Raw genomic sequence first — 13,256 nt, 5'->3', positions numbered from 1 at the left:
ACCGAGACACCGAACCGCCTCAGCGTCTGACGCTGGGGCGGTTCGTGCGTGGTGACGGCGCCAACGCTGCCGGGGTCAGTCGGAGCCGAGGGCCCTGGCGGCGGCGGTGCCGTACGCGTGGTCGTCGGTCGCGGTGCCACCCTCGCCGAGCTCCAGCGGCCGGAAGGTGTCGACCATGACCGCGACCTCGTCGAACTCCTGGGCCCCGAGCGAGGCTTCGACCGCGCCCGGCTGCGGCCCGTGCGCGATGCCTCCCGGGTGCAGCGAGATGGAGCCGACGCCGATGCCGGTGCCCTTGCGCGCCTCGTAGTCGCCGGCGACGTAGAACATGACCTCGTCGGAGTCCACGTTGGAGTGGTAGTACGGCACGGGGATCGACAGCGGGTGGTAGTCGACCTTGCGGGGCAGGAAGTTGCAGACCACGAAATTGTGCCCCTCGAAGACCTGGTGCACCGGCGGCGGCTGGTGCACCTTGCCGGTGATGGGCATGTAGTCCTCGATGTTGAACGTGTAGGGATAGAGGCAGCCGTCCCAGCCCACGACGTCGAACGGGTGCGTGGCGTACGTCAGCCGTGTCCCCACCACTCCCGACGGACCCGATCCGCGGTGCTTGACCAGCACCTCGACGTCCGTGCCGTCCACGACGAAGGGCTCGTCCGGGCCGTGGAGGTCACGCTCGCAGTACGGCGCGTGCTCGAGCAGCTGGCCGTACCGCGACAGGTAGCGCTTCGGCGGCGCGACGTGACTGTTGCTCTCGATCGCATAGAGGCGGCTCAGCTCCGCGGGCACCCACCGGTGCGTCGTCGCCCGCGGGATGACGACGTAGTCGCCCGGCCGGTACGGCACGACGCCGAACACCGTCTCGACGACACCGGTCCCCGCCTCGACGAAGACGCACTCGTCCCCCACCGCGTTGCGGTAGTACGGCGAGGTCTCGCCCGCCACGACGTACGAGATCCGCACGTCACCGTTGCCCAGGACGAGTCGTCGTCCGGTCACGGGGTCGAGCGCCTTCGCCTCGGCCTCGTCGAACAGCTCGTGCAACCTCAGGTGGACCAGCCGGATGGGGTGGTTCGCGGTCGTGGCCAGATCGGGCAGGTCCCAGACCTCGCTCGCGCTGATCGCGTGGGGCACGCCGCGGTGGTAGAGCAGCGACGAGTCCGACGAGAAGCCCTCCTCGCCCATGAGCTCCTCGTAGCGGAGCGCACCGCCCTCGTCGCGCAGCTGCGTGTGGCGCTGGCGCGGGACGTCACCGACCTTGCGGTAGTAGACCACCGTGGGCTCCCCCTCGCGTGCCGCCCGCCGGACCTTTCCGATAATCGGTCCGCGCGGTTCCCTTTCAGAACATCCTGGGTTTAGGGTTCCGGTATGTCAACCGTCCCCCCGATGCTCCGCGCCCTGATCGACGACGCGGCCGTCTTCCCTCCCGGCAACGCGGCGCTGGCCGACGCCGTACGCGCCCACCGTGGTCACCGGTCGTCGCCCTTGACCGACCTCGTCGGGCCGCTGGTGGTCCCCGCCGCGTCGCTCGACGACCTTGTCTCCATCGCCGCGACCGACGCGGCCGCCGCTCCGCTCGACGTCGCCCTGGTCGGGACCGCCGAGGAGCTCGCGGTCGCGGCTCCCCAGGCTGCGGCCACGTCGACTCTGCTGCTCGAGTCGCTCGAGACCCGCCTCCCTGCCGCGACGCCCGAGGCCGTCGACCTCGCCGTCGAGACGCTGCGGACGACCAGCGAGAACGCGACGCCGACCGCGCTGGAGCTGGCGCTCCCGAGCCACCCCCTCGACGCGGCATGGCTCGCCGCCGCGGACGCTGCCGCCGCCCGCGGCGTGCGGGTCAAGCTGCGCACCGGCGGCGCGACCGCCGAGGCGTTCCCGACGCCCGACACCCTGGCGACGGCGATCGTCGCGCTGGTCGAGCGAGGGATCGCCTTCAAGTGCACGGCCGGCCTGCACCACGCCGTACGCGCCGAGGATCCCGCGACCGGACTCGTGCATCACGGCTTCCTCAACGTGCTGCTGGCGACCCGCGCGAGCCTGGACCGTGCTGACCTGCGCACCGTTGCCGTCGTCCTGGAGGAGCAGTCGGCGGAGGTGCTCATGGAGGACGCGGGGGCGGTCGGCCCGGAGGCGCTCGCCGAGGCCCGCACGTGGTTCACGTCCTTCGGGTCCTGCAGCATCGACGAACCGGTGCAGGACCTGCGCTCGCTGGGTCTCCTGTGACGGCCGCGACGACGTGGGTCCCGGGCGGCGCCGGGTCCGGGTACGACGTCGACCACCTGCCGTACGGCGTGTTCGGGCTCCGCTCGGAGGGACCGTCGAGCCAGCACCGGATCGGCGTACGGATCGGCGACCACGTGCTCGACCTCGCGGGCGCCGCGGGCGGTGAAGGCGGTGAAGGGTTCGGCCGGCACCTGGGCGGCCCGACGCTCAACACGCTCATGGCCGCAGGGCGGACCACGTGGGACGAGATCAGGCGATGGCTCCAGGCCACGCTCCTCGACCACGACGCCGGGCCCGAGCGCCTGTCCGGGCATCTGCACCGTCTCAGCGAGGTGACGTTGCACCTGCCGTTCGAGGTGGCCGACTACATCGACTTCTACTGCTCGCTGGACCACGCGACCAACGTGGGGCGGATCTTCCGCCCCGACGCCGAGCCGCTGCTGCCCAACTGGCGCCACCTGCCGGTCGGCTACCACGGGCGCGCCGGCACGGTCGTCGTCTCGGGCACCGACGTCGTACGCCCGCTGGGCCAGCGCAAGGGTCCAGATGCGGCAGAGCCCGACTTCGGCCCGAGCGCGCGTCTCGACATCGAGGCCGAGGTCGGTTTTGTCGTCGGGACCCCGAGCCGCCTCGGTGACTCCGTCCCGACGAGCGGCTTCGCCGAGCACGTCTTCGGGGTGGTCCTCCTCAACGACTGGTCGGCCCGCGACATCCAGGCGTGGGAGTACGTGCCGCTCGGGCCCTTCCTCGGCAAGTCCTTCGCGACCTCGGTCTCACCGTGGGTGACACCGCTGGCCGCGCTCGAGCCGTCCCGCGTTCCCCTGCCGAGCCAGGATCCGCCGCCGCTGCCGTACCTCCAGGTCGCGGAGCCGGCCGGGTACGACCTCGCGCTCGAGGTCGAGCTCAACGGTGAGGTCGTGAGCCGCCCGCCGTACCGGACGATGTACTGGAGCCCCGCCCAGATGCTCGCGCACCTGACGAGCAACGGCGCGTCGCTGCGGACCGGCGACCTCTTCGCCTCCGGCACCGTGTCGGGTCCGGAGCGCGGGGAGCGCGGATCGTTCCTCGAGCTCTCGTGGGGCGGACGCGAGCCGTGGACCGCCGGCGGGGAGGAGCGTACGTTCCTGCGCGACGGCGACGAGGTGGTGCTGCGCGCGAGTGCCGGCACCGTGACCCTCGGCGAGGTCCGCGGCCGCATCCTCCCCGCCCCCTCCCGTCCCTCCCGTCCCTCCCGCCCGTCCCGTCCGCGATTTGTGCAGTTGGACAAGGAATCATGACGGTGAGACCTGGACGAACCGCACAAACCGGGGACGGGGGCGGGTCCCAGACGCTCGAGCGCGGGCTGCTCGTGCTCGAGGTGGTGGCCGACGCTCCGGGTGCGACGGGCTCGGAGGTCGCCGTGCGCGCTGGCCTGCACCGGTCGATCGTCCATCGCCTGCTGGTGAGCCTGGAACGGAGCGGGTACGTCGAGCGCGACGCGGGCGGTCGCTATCAGGTGGGCAGGACGCTCACGACCCTCGCCGACCGCACCCGCCCACGCCTCCACACTGCGGCGGAGCCCGTGCTCCAGGATCTGGCCACGGAGCTCGATGCCACCGCCAGCCTCGTCGAGGTGGTTGCCGGTGCCGCCGTGAGCACCGTCGTCGCCGAGCCGCCCACCGACGGACCGCGGTTCTCCTACCGCCTCGGCAACCGCGACCCGCTCGACCGTGGCGCCGGCGGGTTGGCCGCGCTCGCCTCGGGCCCACCCGCACCGGACGAGCCCGCCCGCGTCGCCGACGCCCGGTCGGCGGGCGTCGTCACCACGCACGCCGAGCTGAACCCGGGTGCGTACGGCATCGCCGCGCCCGTGCCCGGCCTGCGCGGCGGACGCGCGGCGGTCGCGGTGATCACCAGCCGACCGGAGGTCGCCGAACGCGCTGAACAGCTGGTCCGAGACGCCGCCCGTCGGATCGGCTCGGCCGCCTACAGGTGACGGTTGCCCGGACCGCAGCGCGGGTGTTCGATGGGGTGATGAGCACACCGAGCATCGACCCGAACGGCCCCGGCGACCCGGTGGACCCGGTGGACCCGGACACGATCGAGCCGGACGTCGTCCCCAGCCTGGACCCCGACCCGGGTGACCCCACTCCCGTCGCGCCGCCGCCTCAGACGGAGCCGCGCATCCCGGAGTGACCGGTCAGAGTGACCGGTCGCGGTCACTCGTACGTGTAGAACCCGCGCCCGGTCTTGCGTCCGAGGAGACCGGCATCGACCATCCGCGCGAGCAGCGGCGGGGGCGCGTACAGGGGCTCCTTGAACTCCTCGTACAGCGACTCCGCCACGGCCTTCGTCGTGTCGAGACCGATGAGGTCGGCGAGAGCGAGGGGTCCCTGGGGGTGCGCCGCACCGCGGACGAGACCCTCGTCGATGTCCTCGGCCGTGGCGAAGCCGGACTCCAGCATCCGGATCGCGGACAGCACGAACGGGATCAGGAGTGCGTTGACGACGAAGCCCGCGCGGTCCTGGCTGAGGATCGCGTGCTTGCCGAGCTGGCCCTCGACGAACGAGCGGGCCCGGAGCGTGGTCTTCTCGTCGGTCAGCAGGCTCGGCACCAGCTCGACGAGCGAGAGCACCGGTACCGGGTTGAAGAAGTGGATCCCGAGGACCTGGCCCGGGCGGGACGTCACGACGGCGAGCTTCATGATCGGGATGGACGACGTGTTCGACGCCAGGATCGCCTCGGGAGACTCGACGATCGCGTCGAGCTTCTTGAAGAGCGCGACCTTGGTCGCCTCGTCCTCGACGATCGCCTCGATGACGAGGTCACGGTCACGCAGCGCCTCGAGGTCCTCCACGACGGTGATCCTCGCGAGCACGTCGGCGGCACTGTCGATGCGTCCGCGTGACTCGGCGCGCTCCAGCGACTTCGTGATCCTCGCGCGACCGGCCGCGGCAGCCTCAGGGCTCGACTCGACGGCCACCACCTGGGCGCCGGCCCGCGCGCACACCTCGGCGATGCCCGCACCCATCAGGCCGCACCCGACCACACCGATCTTGTCCATCTGAAATGACACTCCTCGTCCGTGGCGCGCGGTCACGCGCCACGGACGACCGTACGCAGTACCGTCCGGTAACCCCAAAAGGCCACCCGGCCTGAAGGAGTCGCTCAGCTCCGCTCGACGACGACGTGCTCGTTGGGGACGCAGTGCGTCATCGTGTGGCCCTCGACGTCGCGGGGGCCGTTCTTGCCAAGGTTCTCCAGGCGACGCCGCTCCTCCTCGTTGAGCGTCTGCGTCTCGAGCGGCGCGAGACCACGAACATCGTCGACCGTGATGCCCAGGCCTTCACCGACCCGCTCGCCGAGCTCGTCCTCGCAGAGGAAGAAGTGCCACACCATCCGCTCCTGCACCTCGCGGGTGGCCTCGGAGATGTTCGCGACGAAGTTCTTCACCAGGTCGTCACGCTCCCAGTCCTCCATCAGCCGGAACCGTTCGCCCGCCTGCGCGTAGTCGTTCGTACGAGGGATCCGCTCGCGGGTGAGCCGACCGACGATCTCAGGACCGTATGCCTGGCTCGAGGCCGGCTTGGCCGCCTCGTGCAGCCCGCCCATGGTGGACGGCTCGTAGTTGACGTGCGGGTTCTGGCCGTCGGCGAGGTCGATGTGATAACTCATCTCACCGCCGCGCTGGTTCGTCTGCGGACGCGCGTGCTTCGGCGAGTTCACCGGGAGCTGCAGGTAGTTCGGACCGACGCGGTAGCGCTGCGTGTCGCTGTAGGAGAACGTCCGCCCGACGAGCATCTTGTCGTCGGAGAAGTCGAGCCCGTCGACGAGGACCCCGGTGCCGAACGCGATCTGCTCGTTCTGGTTGTGGTGGTCGTCGACGTTGCGGTTGAGCGTCATCGTCCCGACGTGCTTGGGCTCGAAGACCTCCTCCGGCCAGACCTTCGTGTCGTCGAGCGGGTCGAAGTCGAGCTCAGGGTGGTCGTGGTCGTCCATCATCTGGACGTAGAGGTCCCACTTGGGGTAGTCGCCGCTCTCGATCGCGTCGTAGAGGTCCTTCGAGGCGTGCCCGAGGTCGCCCGCCTGGATGTTGGCCGCGTCCTCCTCGGTCATCGACTTCACACCCTGCTGGGGCAGCCAGTGGTACTTGACGAGCTTGGTCTCGCCCTCGGAGTTGACCCACTTGTACGTGTTCACCCCGAAGCCCTGCATGTGCCGGTAGTCCGCGGGGATCCCGCGTGGGCTGAACAGGTTGACCAGCATGTGCATCGACTCGGGCGTCTGCGACATGAAGTCGAAGATCCGTGCCGGCTCCTGCCGGAAGGTGACCGGGTCGGGCTTGAGCGAGTGGATGACGTCGGGGAACTTGATCGCGTCCCGGATGAAGAAGATGCCGAGGTTGTTGCCGACCAGGTCCCAGTTGCCGTCCTCGGTGTAGAACTTCACGGCGAAGCCGCGCGGGTCGCGCGCCGTCTCGCTGGAGTCGCGACCGCCGATGACGGTCGAGAGGCGGATCGCCAGGTCAGTGACCTTGCCGGTCTTGAAGACCTTGGCCCGCGTGAATCGCTCGATCGGCTCGTCGCCCCATCGCCCCGTCGCCTCGAAGGTGCCGAACGCCACGGCGCCTCGGGCGTGGACGACACGCTCCGGGATGCGCTCGCGGTCGAAGTGGCTGACCTTCTCGAGGAAGTGGTAGTTCTCCAGGGTCGCCGGACCCCGTGCTCCCACGGTCCTCTGGTTCTGGTTGTCGTAGACCGGGTGGCCCTGTCGGGTGGTGAGCCTGCGCTCGTCGGTCATAGGAGACGTCCTCTCCGATCGTTCGTTCGGTGGCAGGGGATCAACACCCAGTGCCCTGAACCGCTCCGATCATTCTCGTCCAGTGGACTCAGGCGCGCCCGGCAAGCGACGGCACACCGAGCCGTACGTTTCTCACGCCGTCAGAGAAGTGGACCGTGCAGGTTCGGCCAGGTCCCCGAGCCCGGCTGCACGGGTGAGGTCCTGGTCGAGTCGCCGGACCTGTGCCGCCCGCAGCGGCCAGGGCTCGTGCTCCACCGGCGTGACCACGATCTGTCCCAGATGGCGGGTGTAGGCGCGCCACCGGCTGGTCAGCCAAATCTCGAGATCGGCGGGTTCGGCGGGGGCACCTGCCTCGACCTCGAGCCGGTACGACGGCCCGCCACCGTGCCGGGATCCGGTCGAGACCACCGTGTCGCTGCGGCGCTCGACCCTGAGGTCGGCACCGTGGTACGGCGCCCCGACAGCTGTCCTCAGGAGGGCAGCGAGCACCCGGGTGCCGATGTCGAGGGACAGGAACCAGAGCCCGTCCCGGCCGTCCGGTCCGCGCACGTACGTCCGGAGGTTGGTCTCCGGACTGGTGCGCGCGGTGCCCGGCATGGCGGGCAGTCCGAGCGGTCGCATGTCGGCCATCCGAAACGGGGTCAGACCGACCCACGCCGCGCCGTCGTACTCGTCGACGGTAAGGGATGGCGGCAGCACCGCCTGGACGCACTCCGGCGGGACGCGCCAGTGGACGAAAGTGAGGTCCAGCCACGAGGTGCACAGCGCGGGAACGCGTACTCGCTGCTCTGCGGTGCGGCTTGCCACGCCCCTCGGGTTCCCCGGGCTTTGCTCGGCAAACCGGTACGGCGCAACCGCCGCTGCCCACCGCCTGACCACCGGCCGAGCACCTTGACAGTGCGCGGGCGCTGGGTGGAGCGTCGTGGGACGAGCATTCGGAACAACTCACGGATGAGGTGGGGAAGATGCCCGATTGGATGAACCGACGCCGGTTGGCCGTGGCGGGGACGACGGCTCTCGTGGTGGCGACCGGCGCGCTCGCCGTCAACGCCACCACCGCGAGCGCGGACCGCGGCCACGCACGGGCCAAGATCGCCCGGGCAACCCTGCACAGCGCCGACGGCAGCACGGTCGGCCGGGTGACGCTGAGACAGACTCGCGGCAAGGTCGTGGTGAAGGCCACCGCTCGAGGCCTGGCGCCCGGCTTCCACGGGTTCCACATCCACGCGGTCGGCCGGTGTGATGCGAACGCACCGGACGGACCGTTCACCTCGGCGGGCGGGCACTACACCGGCGGTCGACCGAACCACGGCGACCACGCCGGCGACCTGCCGTCGCTGCTGGTCACCGACAACGGCCGCGCACGCCTGAAGTTCGTCACCGACCGGTTCACCCTGCGGGAGCTGCGTGATGCAGACGGCTCGGCCGTGATGGTCCACGCCGGGCGCGACAACTTCGCGAACATCCCCGACCGCTATTCGGCCGCGGGCCAGGGTGGCCCGGACGCGACGACGCTGGCCACCGGTGACGCCGGCGCGCGGGCAGCGTGCGGGGTGCTCCGCTAGATGGGAGGTCGAGCCGGGTGGGTCGCCGACCTGTCCCGACGCCCCCTACGTCGCTTCATTGCCGCGCGGACCGCGATGGCGCTGTCAACAAGACTCCACGCCAACAGCGCTGTCGCCATCGCGGCGAGGGCCAGCAGAAACGCTCTATTTCCTCCGTCGCTCTCGTCGCGCGACCATAGCAACGGAATAGCTGCCAGAAGGCCGAAGAGGAAAATATGAAGACAGGCTCGTGCCAACTCAAACCTTATCGTCGTCTCACGCTCCCCGGGCTTTCCAGCATTCATCGTGACGGTCCTTCCCGGAAGCATTGAAACTCACGTGTAGAAACGACCAGGTCTGTCCGCGCAGGCGCGAGTTTCAACCGAGGTATGGCGCGAGTTGCGGAGTCTCCAATCATGACGGATCTTCGCGAATGGCGCAGGGTCAAGTGGATGAATGTGCGGTCATACTCGGGCGTCAAAGAGCGGGTCGAGCCAGATCGCGAAAGCATGAGACATTTCGCCTTCGTCGAGTTCATACTCAGCACAAGCTCGCTCGAGCCAGCGATACTCCTCGTCACCAAAAGAATACGGCAGTTCAGTCACTGGGAGACTCCAGTATTGCGAGTCTTGACCAAGCAACTCGACGTCGGACGGCTCCTTCATCCAGCGCGGCTCTCGCGGGCTCCAGCGCAAAGCCTGAAGGTCTGCCCAACCACATCGCGCAGCGACCGAAGGCCCGCTCGGCGTAGTTCCTTCGCCAGCTTCGAAGGAGGAACTCGTTTCTCCCAAAGTGCAGAATAGAGCTTCCACTCCTCCTCGTCGACACGTTCCCGGCTACCGACTTCAGACTGAAACAACTCCAAGGAGTTGACGTCGGCCTCCGTGCGCCGTCTCCACGCGCGCCTATAGGCGTCGATGATGTGCTCGCTTTCCCGAGCTCCGCCACTCACGTCACTGCCTCCCATAACGACGGTCGCATAGAGGGAATAATTTCGAACTTGAGACGGAACTTTCAGAACTTCAGACCACAAGTTCTCATGCCGATCTGACCCTGATTTGATTCAAGCATTGCCTCCGCGTCGGGGCTGTGCGGCCCAGACGATATTAAGTTCGACATCCCACGCGCCTGGATATTCGCACACAATCGCCAAACAACCCCGAGCAGACGATCGCTGATGAGCGGATCGATCCGTGAAAGTTCCGCGCGACATTCTTCAATGCGCCAGCGTATCGTGGGTCACGCGAAATCACCTAGGGAGCGACGTGGAACTGACAGCCGAGCAGTCGTCAACTGAGCACTTCGACGTAGTGGTCCTTCTCTTTCCCGGCGTCACGCAACTGGACTATGTCGGGCCTGTGGAAGTCTTCGGTCGCTGTCCCGGAGCGAGGATCCATCTGGCTGCGCGAGAGCCCCAGGTTGTCACTGACCTGGGCGCGGTCGTGGTGCCTTCCTGCAATCTGGCCGAGGCGCCGTCGGCGTCTGTTTTGTTGATCCCGGGCGGGCCCGGCATCGTCGATGCCATGGCCGACTCAGAATTGCTCGCTTTCGTCGAGGCGCAAGCTGCGGGTGCCTCGTGGGTCTGCTCGGTCTGCACGGGGTCGTTCGTTCTTGGTGCGGCTGGTCTGCTGAAAGGTCGCCGCGCCACCACACACTGGGCCTCTCATCCGATGCTGGCCGAACTCGGGTGCATTCCTGTGGAGGAACGGGTCGTGGTCGACCGCCCCTTCGCGACTGCGGCGGGCGTGAGCGCGGGCATTGACCTGGCTCTGTGGGTAGCGGGCGAGGTCTTCGGTGCCCGTAAGGGATCGTGGATCGAGATGTCTCTCGAGTACGCACCGCAACCTCCCTTCGGCACGGGTGCCGCCGTCACGGCTCCCCCTCATTGGGTGGCGAAGGGACGCGAGGCCTTGAGGGCAGAGCGTCTCAACGCCGTACAGGATGCGGCCCGCCGGATCCACGAAAGCTAGCGGCATCGAAGATTTCTCGAACAACTTTGTTTGTTCGGACAAACTTGCTTGTCGTTCACCCGACGCCCTCCACATGCTGACACTGCCCTTTCCAGGCTCATCACAATCCAGGGTGTAGCAGTCGAGGTCTGAAGCCTCCGGTCTCGAGCAGGCTTCTGGCGATGTAGTTGGTGAGGTTGCGGAAGCCGAGGGCTGATCCGCGGAGGTGCTCGAGCCTGCCGTTGATGGCCTCCGTGGGTCCGTTGCTGGTGCCGGGCGGTCGAAGTAGGCGAGCACATCGACGGCGCGTCTGGTCAGGGTCTTGCCCAGCGTGGTGACCTCGATGAGCGCTTTCGGGACACCGGTGCTGATCGAGGCGATCAACTTCTCCATCAGTTCGCGACCCAGGACGCGGTCGGGCTCGCGGTACGCGGCGATCATGCGCTGGTAGATCCCCCAAGTCGCCTCGACCTCGACGTGGACATCGGCCACGAACAGGTCGACCAGCCGTTGACGCTGTCTGTCGGTCAGCAGGTCGGCGCCGGTATGCAGGGTCCGCCGTGCGCGGTAGAGCGGTTCGTCCCTGCGACCGCGGTGGCCGTGCAGATCTTGTTGGACCCGACGCCGGCACCGGTCCAGTGCGTCACCAGCCAGCCGGACGACGTGGAAGGGATCCATCACCGTCACCGCGTCGGCCAGTTCTTCGGTGGTGGCGGTCTTGAAGCCGGTTAACCCGTCCATCGCGACCACCTCCACCCCGTCGCGCGCCGCCGGGGGACGGTTCGCGAGCCAGGTCATGAACGCCTGCTTCGAGGGGCCCTCGACCATGTCCAGCAGGCATGCCGGACCTGTCTTGTCGCGGATCGGGGTCGGGTCGATGATCACCGTCACGTACTTGTCGCCGCGCCTGGTATGGCGCCACACGTGCTCATCGACGCCGCGGACCGCCACGCTGTCGAAGCGGTGCTCGTCGTTGATCAGGATCCGTCGACCTTCGGCCAGGACGGCGTCGTTGGCGGTGTTCCACGCGACGCCGAGCCCTTCGGCGACCCGGGCCACGGTCAGGTGCTGAACCACGATCGCTTCGAGTGCCCACCGCAGCCCACGACGCGACAACTTCGCCCGGGGTTCGGCTGCGGCGGTGGTGTCTTGGCGCCACACGTGCCCACAGCCCGAGCACCGGGGCGGCGGATCGTCACGACCAGGGTGGTCGGGCCAGCCGAGTGGTTCGTGGGCCAGTTGGCGGGTGACGGTGTCACGAACGGTGCCTTCGCAGCCGCAGCGTCGGCACCACTGATCGGGATCGAGAACCCTGCATGCAAGGACCGCACGGTCGGGTTCAAGGCGTTGGCCGGTGGCAACGAGACCGAGCTCGTCGAGGCGGCAGAACTTGGTCAGGTCAGGGCACGCGAAGGTAGCGTCTGGCATGTCGAGGTCTTCCGGATGAGGCGTGTAGGAACCTTCATCCTTGGGAGACCTCGACCCCTATCCAGTCACCGACGCGCCGCCAGGTCGATCGGCTGCCTCCACACCCTCAACTGTGATGAGCCGAATTACCGTAAGCGAACGATGACGTACTCGATGTCCTCCGGTCGGGCTTGGGGTGTTTCGCTCTCCTGCCACCCAAGCAGGTCGCCACTTCCTTCGATTCCGTAGAGACCGAGTGTGTTTCCGATGGAATTAAGCTTCTTGGACTCGAGGTCGTACAGGTATCCCCCCAGTTCACCTGGAGCGTTGCCGGAAGTCTCGGCCCACGCGACGAACCGATCGGTCATCACGGGATAGCCGAACCCACCGTTGGCGCTCGAACCGAATGTGGTCTCGTTACCGTCTTCGGTAACGGTGAGATACATGCGTTGCTCTTCGGGACTCTTCTTGCGGCCGACGATCCATGCGAGCCCAGCGTCACTCGCGGCGAATCCTGTGAAGGTGTCCTGTTCTCCGAGTGGGACTTGCTTCACGGCGGCCGGCTCACCGCCGCCGAAACGAACCTTGGATATCGTGGCAGAGGTGATCCGCCTGGAGTCCCTGACTCCCTCGTACCGCGCCGACCTGACCCCGTAGAGTTCCGTCGAGGTGACCGCGGGAAATGCTGCGCCGCGCATCACGACCTTGGGGAGGCAGTTCCCGATTTCGCATCCCCATATGTCAACTGCCTCCGCACCGAACTTCCCGCCGACCTGAGCCCAGAAGACCCTCCCACCGGCGACGACCGGCCCGGTGTAACCGGGAGGTGGAGGAGGGGTTCTGCCGTCGACCTTTGGCGCTTCCGTGAGCTTTCGTGTCATGCCGGTCTTTCGGTCGTAAGCGAAGAGGACCCAAGGAGAGACTCCGAGGTCAACCGATTCGACCTCCGTCCACACCACGTAACGGGTATTCAAATCCGACCCGTTGATCTGCCTTGGCCTACGACCGGGCGGTGAGGCAATCTTCTCCACGGATCCCTTCACGCCGATCGGGCGCACCTCGATCCTGCCCTGCTTGATGGCTGCCTCGCCGTCGAAAGACGTCGCATCAGCTTTCACGATCAGAATCGTTGCGGGAGTTTCAAGCGCATCAACGCCGACCGCCTCACCACCCTGACGAATCCATACGCCGGCCAAACGCGTGTAACTTGCCCGAGGAAGCGGATCTACCTCTTCGAGGCTGATGGGAATCGCCGGGGCGGACGCAGAGTGCGCGGCCACCGACGGATCGTTGCTAGGCGAGCGAGCTGCCGAGCATCCGCCGACAAGGATCGCAATCAACCCGATGGCGACC

Annotated in this window: 12 protein-coding genes and 1 pseudogene; 6 read left to right on the top strand and 7 right to left on the bottom strand. The window is 67.8% G+C overall.

The annotated features are described in order from the left end of the window. Positions 1 to 75 precede the first annotated feature (75 nt). Complete coding sequence (locus tag KV100_RS11495) at positions 76 to 1,275, bottom strand: homogentisate 1,2-dioxygenase domain-containing protein (RefSeq protein ID WP_220343185.1); 1,200 nt, start codon at positions 1,273 to 1,275, stop codon at positions 76 to 78. Positions 1,276 to 1,368: 93 nt separating this feature from the next. Here KV100_RS11495 and KV100_RS11490 point away from each other — a divergent pair, with 93 nt between their 5' ends. The 4 genes from KV100_RS11490 to KV100_RS11475 are packed head-to-tail and all read left to right on the top strand — an operon-like array spanning position 1,369 to position 4,398. Then, positions 1,369 to 2,223 (top strand): hypothetical protein, encoded by an 855-nt coding sequence (locus KV100_RS11490; RefSeq protein ID WP_220343184.1) that lies wholly within the window; start codon positions 1,369 to 1,371, stop codon positions 2,221 to 2,223. Further along, positions 2,220 to 3,500 (top strand): fumarylacetoacetase, encoded by a 1,281-nt coding sequence (fahA, locus tag KV100_RS11485; RefSeq protein ID WP_220343183.1) that lies wholly within the window; start codon positions 2,220 to 2,222, stop codon positions 3,498 to 3,500. The genes KV100_RS11490 and fahA overlap by 4 nt, the downstream gene beginning before the upstream one ends. Beyond that, complete coding sequence (locus KV100_RS11480) at positions 3,497 to 4,198, top strand: IclR family transcriptional regulator (RefSeq protein WP_220343182.1); 702 nt, start codon at positions 3,497 to 3,499, stop codon at positions 4,196 to 4,198. The genes fahA and KV100_RS11480 overlap by 4 nt, the downstream gene beginning before the upstream one ends. Before the next feature lie 38 nt (positions 4,199 to 4,236). Further along, complete coding sequence (locus tag KV100_RS11475) at positions 4,237 to 4,398, top strand: hypothetical protein (RefSeq protein WP_220343181.1); 162 nt, start codon at positions 4,237 to 4,239, stop codon at positions 4,396 to 4,398. Between the two features lie 23 nt (positions 4,399 to 4,421). On the opposite strand, the gene KV100_RS11470 is transcribed toward KV100_RS11475, so the two are convergent. The 3 genes from KV100_RS11470 to KV100_RS11460 all read right to left on the bottom strand — a co-directional run bounded on the left by KV100_RS11470 (position 4,422) and on the right by KV100_RS11460 (position 7,810). Further along, a complete protein-coding gene (locus tag KV100_RS11470; RefSeq protein WP_255566128.1) occupies positions 4,422 to 5,267 on the bottom strand; it encodes a 3-hydroxybutyryl-CoA dehydrogenase in 846 nt (281 codons plus the stop codon). 104 nt (positions 5,268 to 5,371) lie between these two features. Beyond that, entirely contained in the window at positions 5,372 to 7,003 is a 1,632-nt protein-coding gene (locus KV100_RS11465; RefSeq protein ID WP_220343179.1) for a catalase, read from the bottom strand. Positions 7,004 to 7,135: 132 nt separating this feature from the next. Next, complete coding sequence (locus KV100_RS11460; RefSeq protein WP_220343178.1) at positions 7,136 to 7,810, bottom strand: YqjF family protein; 675 nt, start codon at positions 7,808 to 7,810, stop codon at positions 7,136 to 7,138. A gap of 158 nt (positions 7,811 to 7,968) precedes the next feature. Here KV100_RS11460 and KV100_RS11455 point away from each other — a divergent pair, with 158 nt between their 5' ends. Further along, positions 7,969 to 8,568 carry a superoxide dismutase family protein gene (locus tag KV100_RS11455; RefSeq protein ID WP_220343177.1) on the top strand — a complete coding sequence of 200 codons (600 nt, stop codon included), beginning with the start codon at positions 7,969 to 7,971 and terminating at the stop codon, positions 8,566 to 8,568. A gap of 1,172 nt (positions 8,569 to 9,740) precedes the next feature. Continuing rightward, positions 9,741 to 10,517, top strand: a complete 777-nt coding sequence (locus KV100_RS11450) for a DJ-1/PfpI family protein (RefSeq protein WP_374226662.1) — start codon at positions 9,741 to 9,743, stop codon at positions 10,515 to 10,517. Between the two features lie 100 nt (positions 10,518 to 10,617). Here the strand turns inward: KV100_RS11450 and KV100_RS20375 are convergent, their stop codons facing one another. From KV100_RS20375 to KV100_RS11440, 3 genes and pseudogenes are all read right to left on the bottom strand, one after another. Further along, positions 10,618 to 10,743, bottom strand: coding sequence for a hypothetical protein (locus KV100_RS20375; RefSeq protein WP_374226667.1), 126 nt, complete (start codon positions 10,741 to 10,743; stop codon positions 10,618 to 10,620). 86 nt (positions 10,744 to 10,829) lie between these two features. Beyond that, positions 10,830 to 11,924, bottom strand: a pseudogene (locus KV100_RS11445) (ISL3 family transposase); the annotation flags it as partial. A gap of 125 nt (positions 11,925 to 12,049) precedes the next feature. Beyond that, positions 12,050 to 13,183 (bottom strand): hypothetical protein, encoded by a 1,134-nt coding sequence (locus tag KV100_RS11440; protein ID WP_220343175.1) that lies wholly within the window; start codon positions 13,181 to 13,183, stop codon positions 12,050 to 12,052. Positions 13,184 to 13,256: the final 73 nt, after the last annotated feature.

It is taken from the genome of Mumia sp. zg.B21 (assembly GCF_019550855.1).
GTDB lineage: Bacteria > Actinomycetota > Actinomycetes > Propionibacteriales > Nocardioidaceae > Mumia.
The sequence above is the reverse complement of the archived record's forward strand: the minus strand, read 5'-3'. Positions and strand labels throughout refer to the sequence as shown.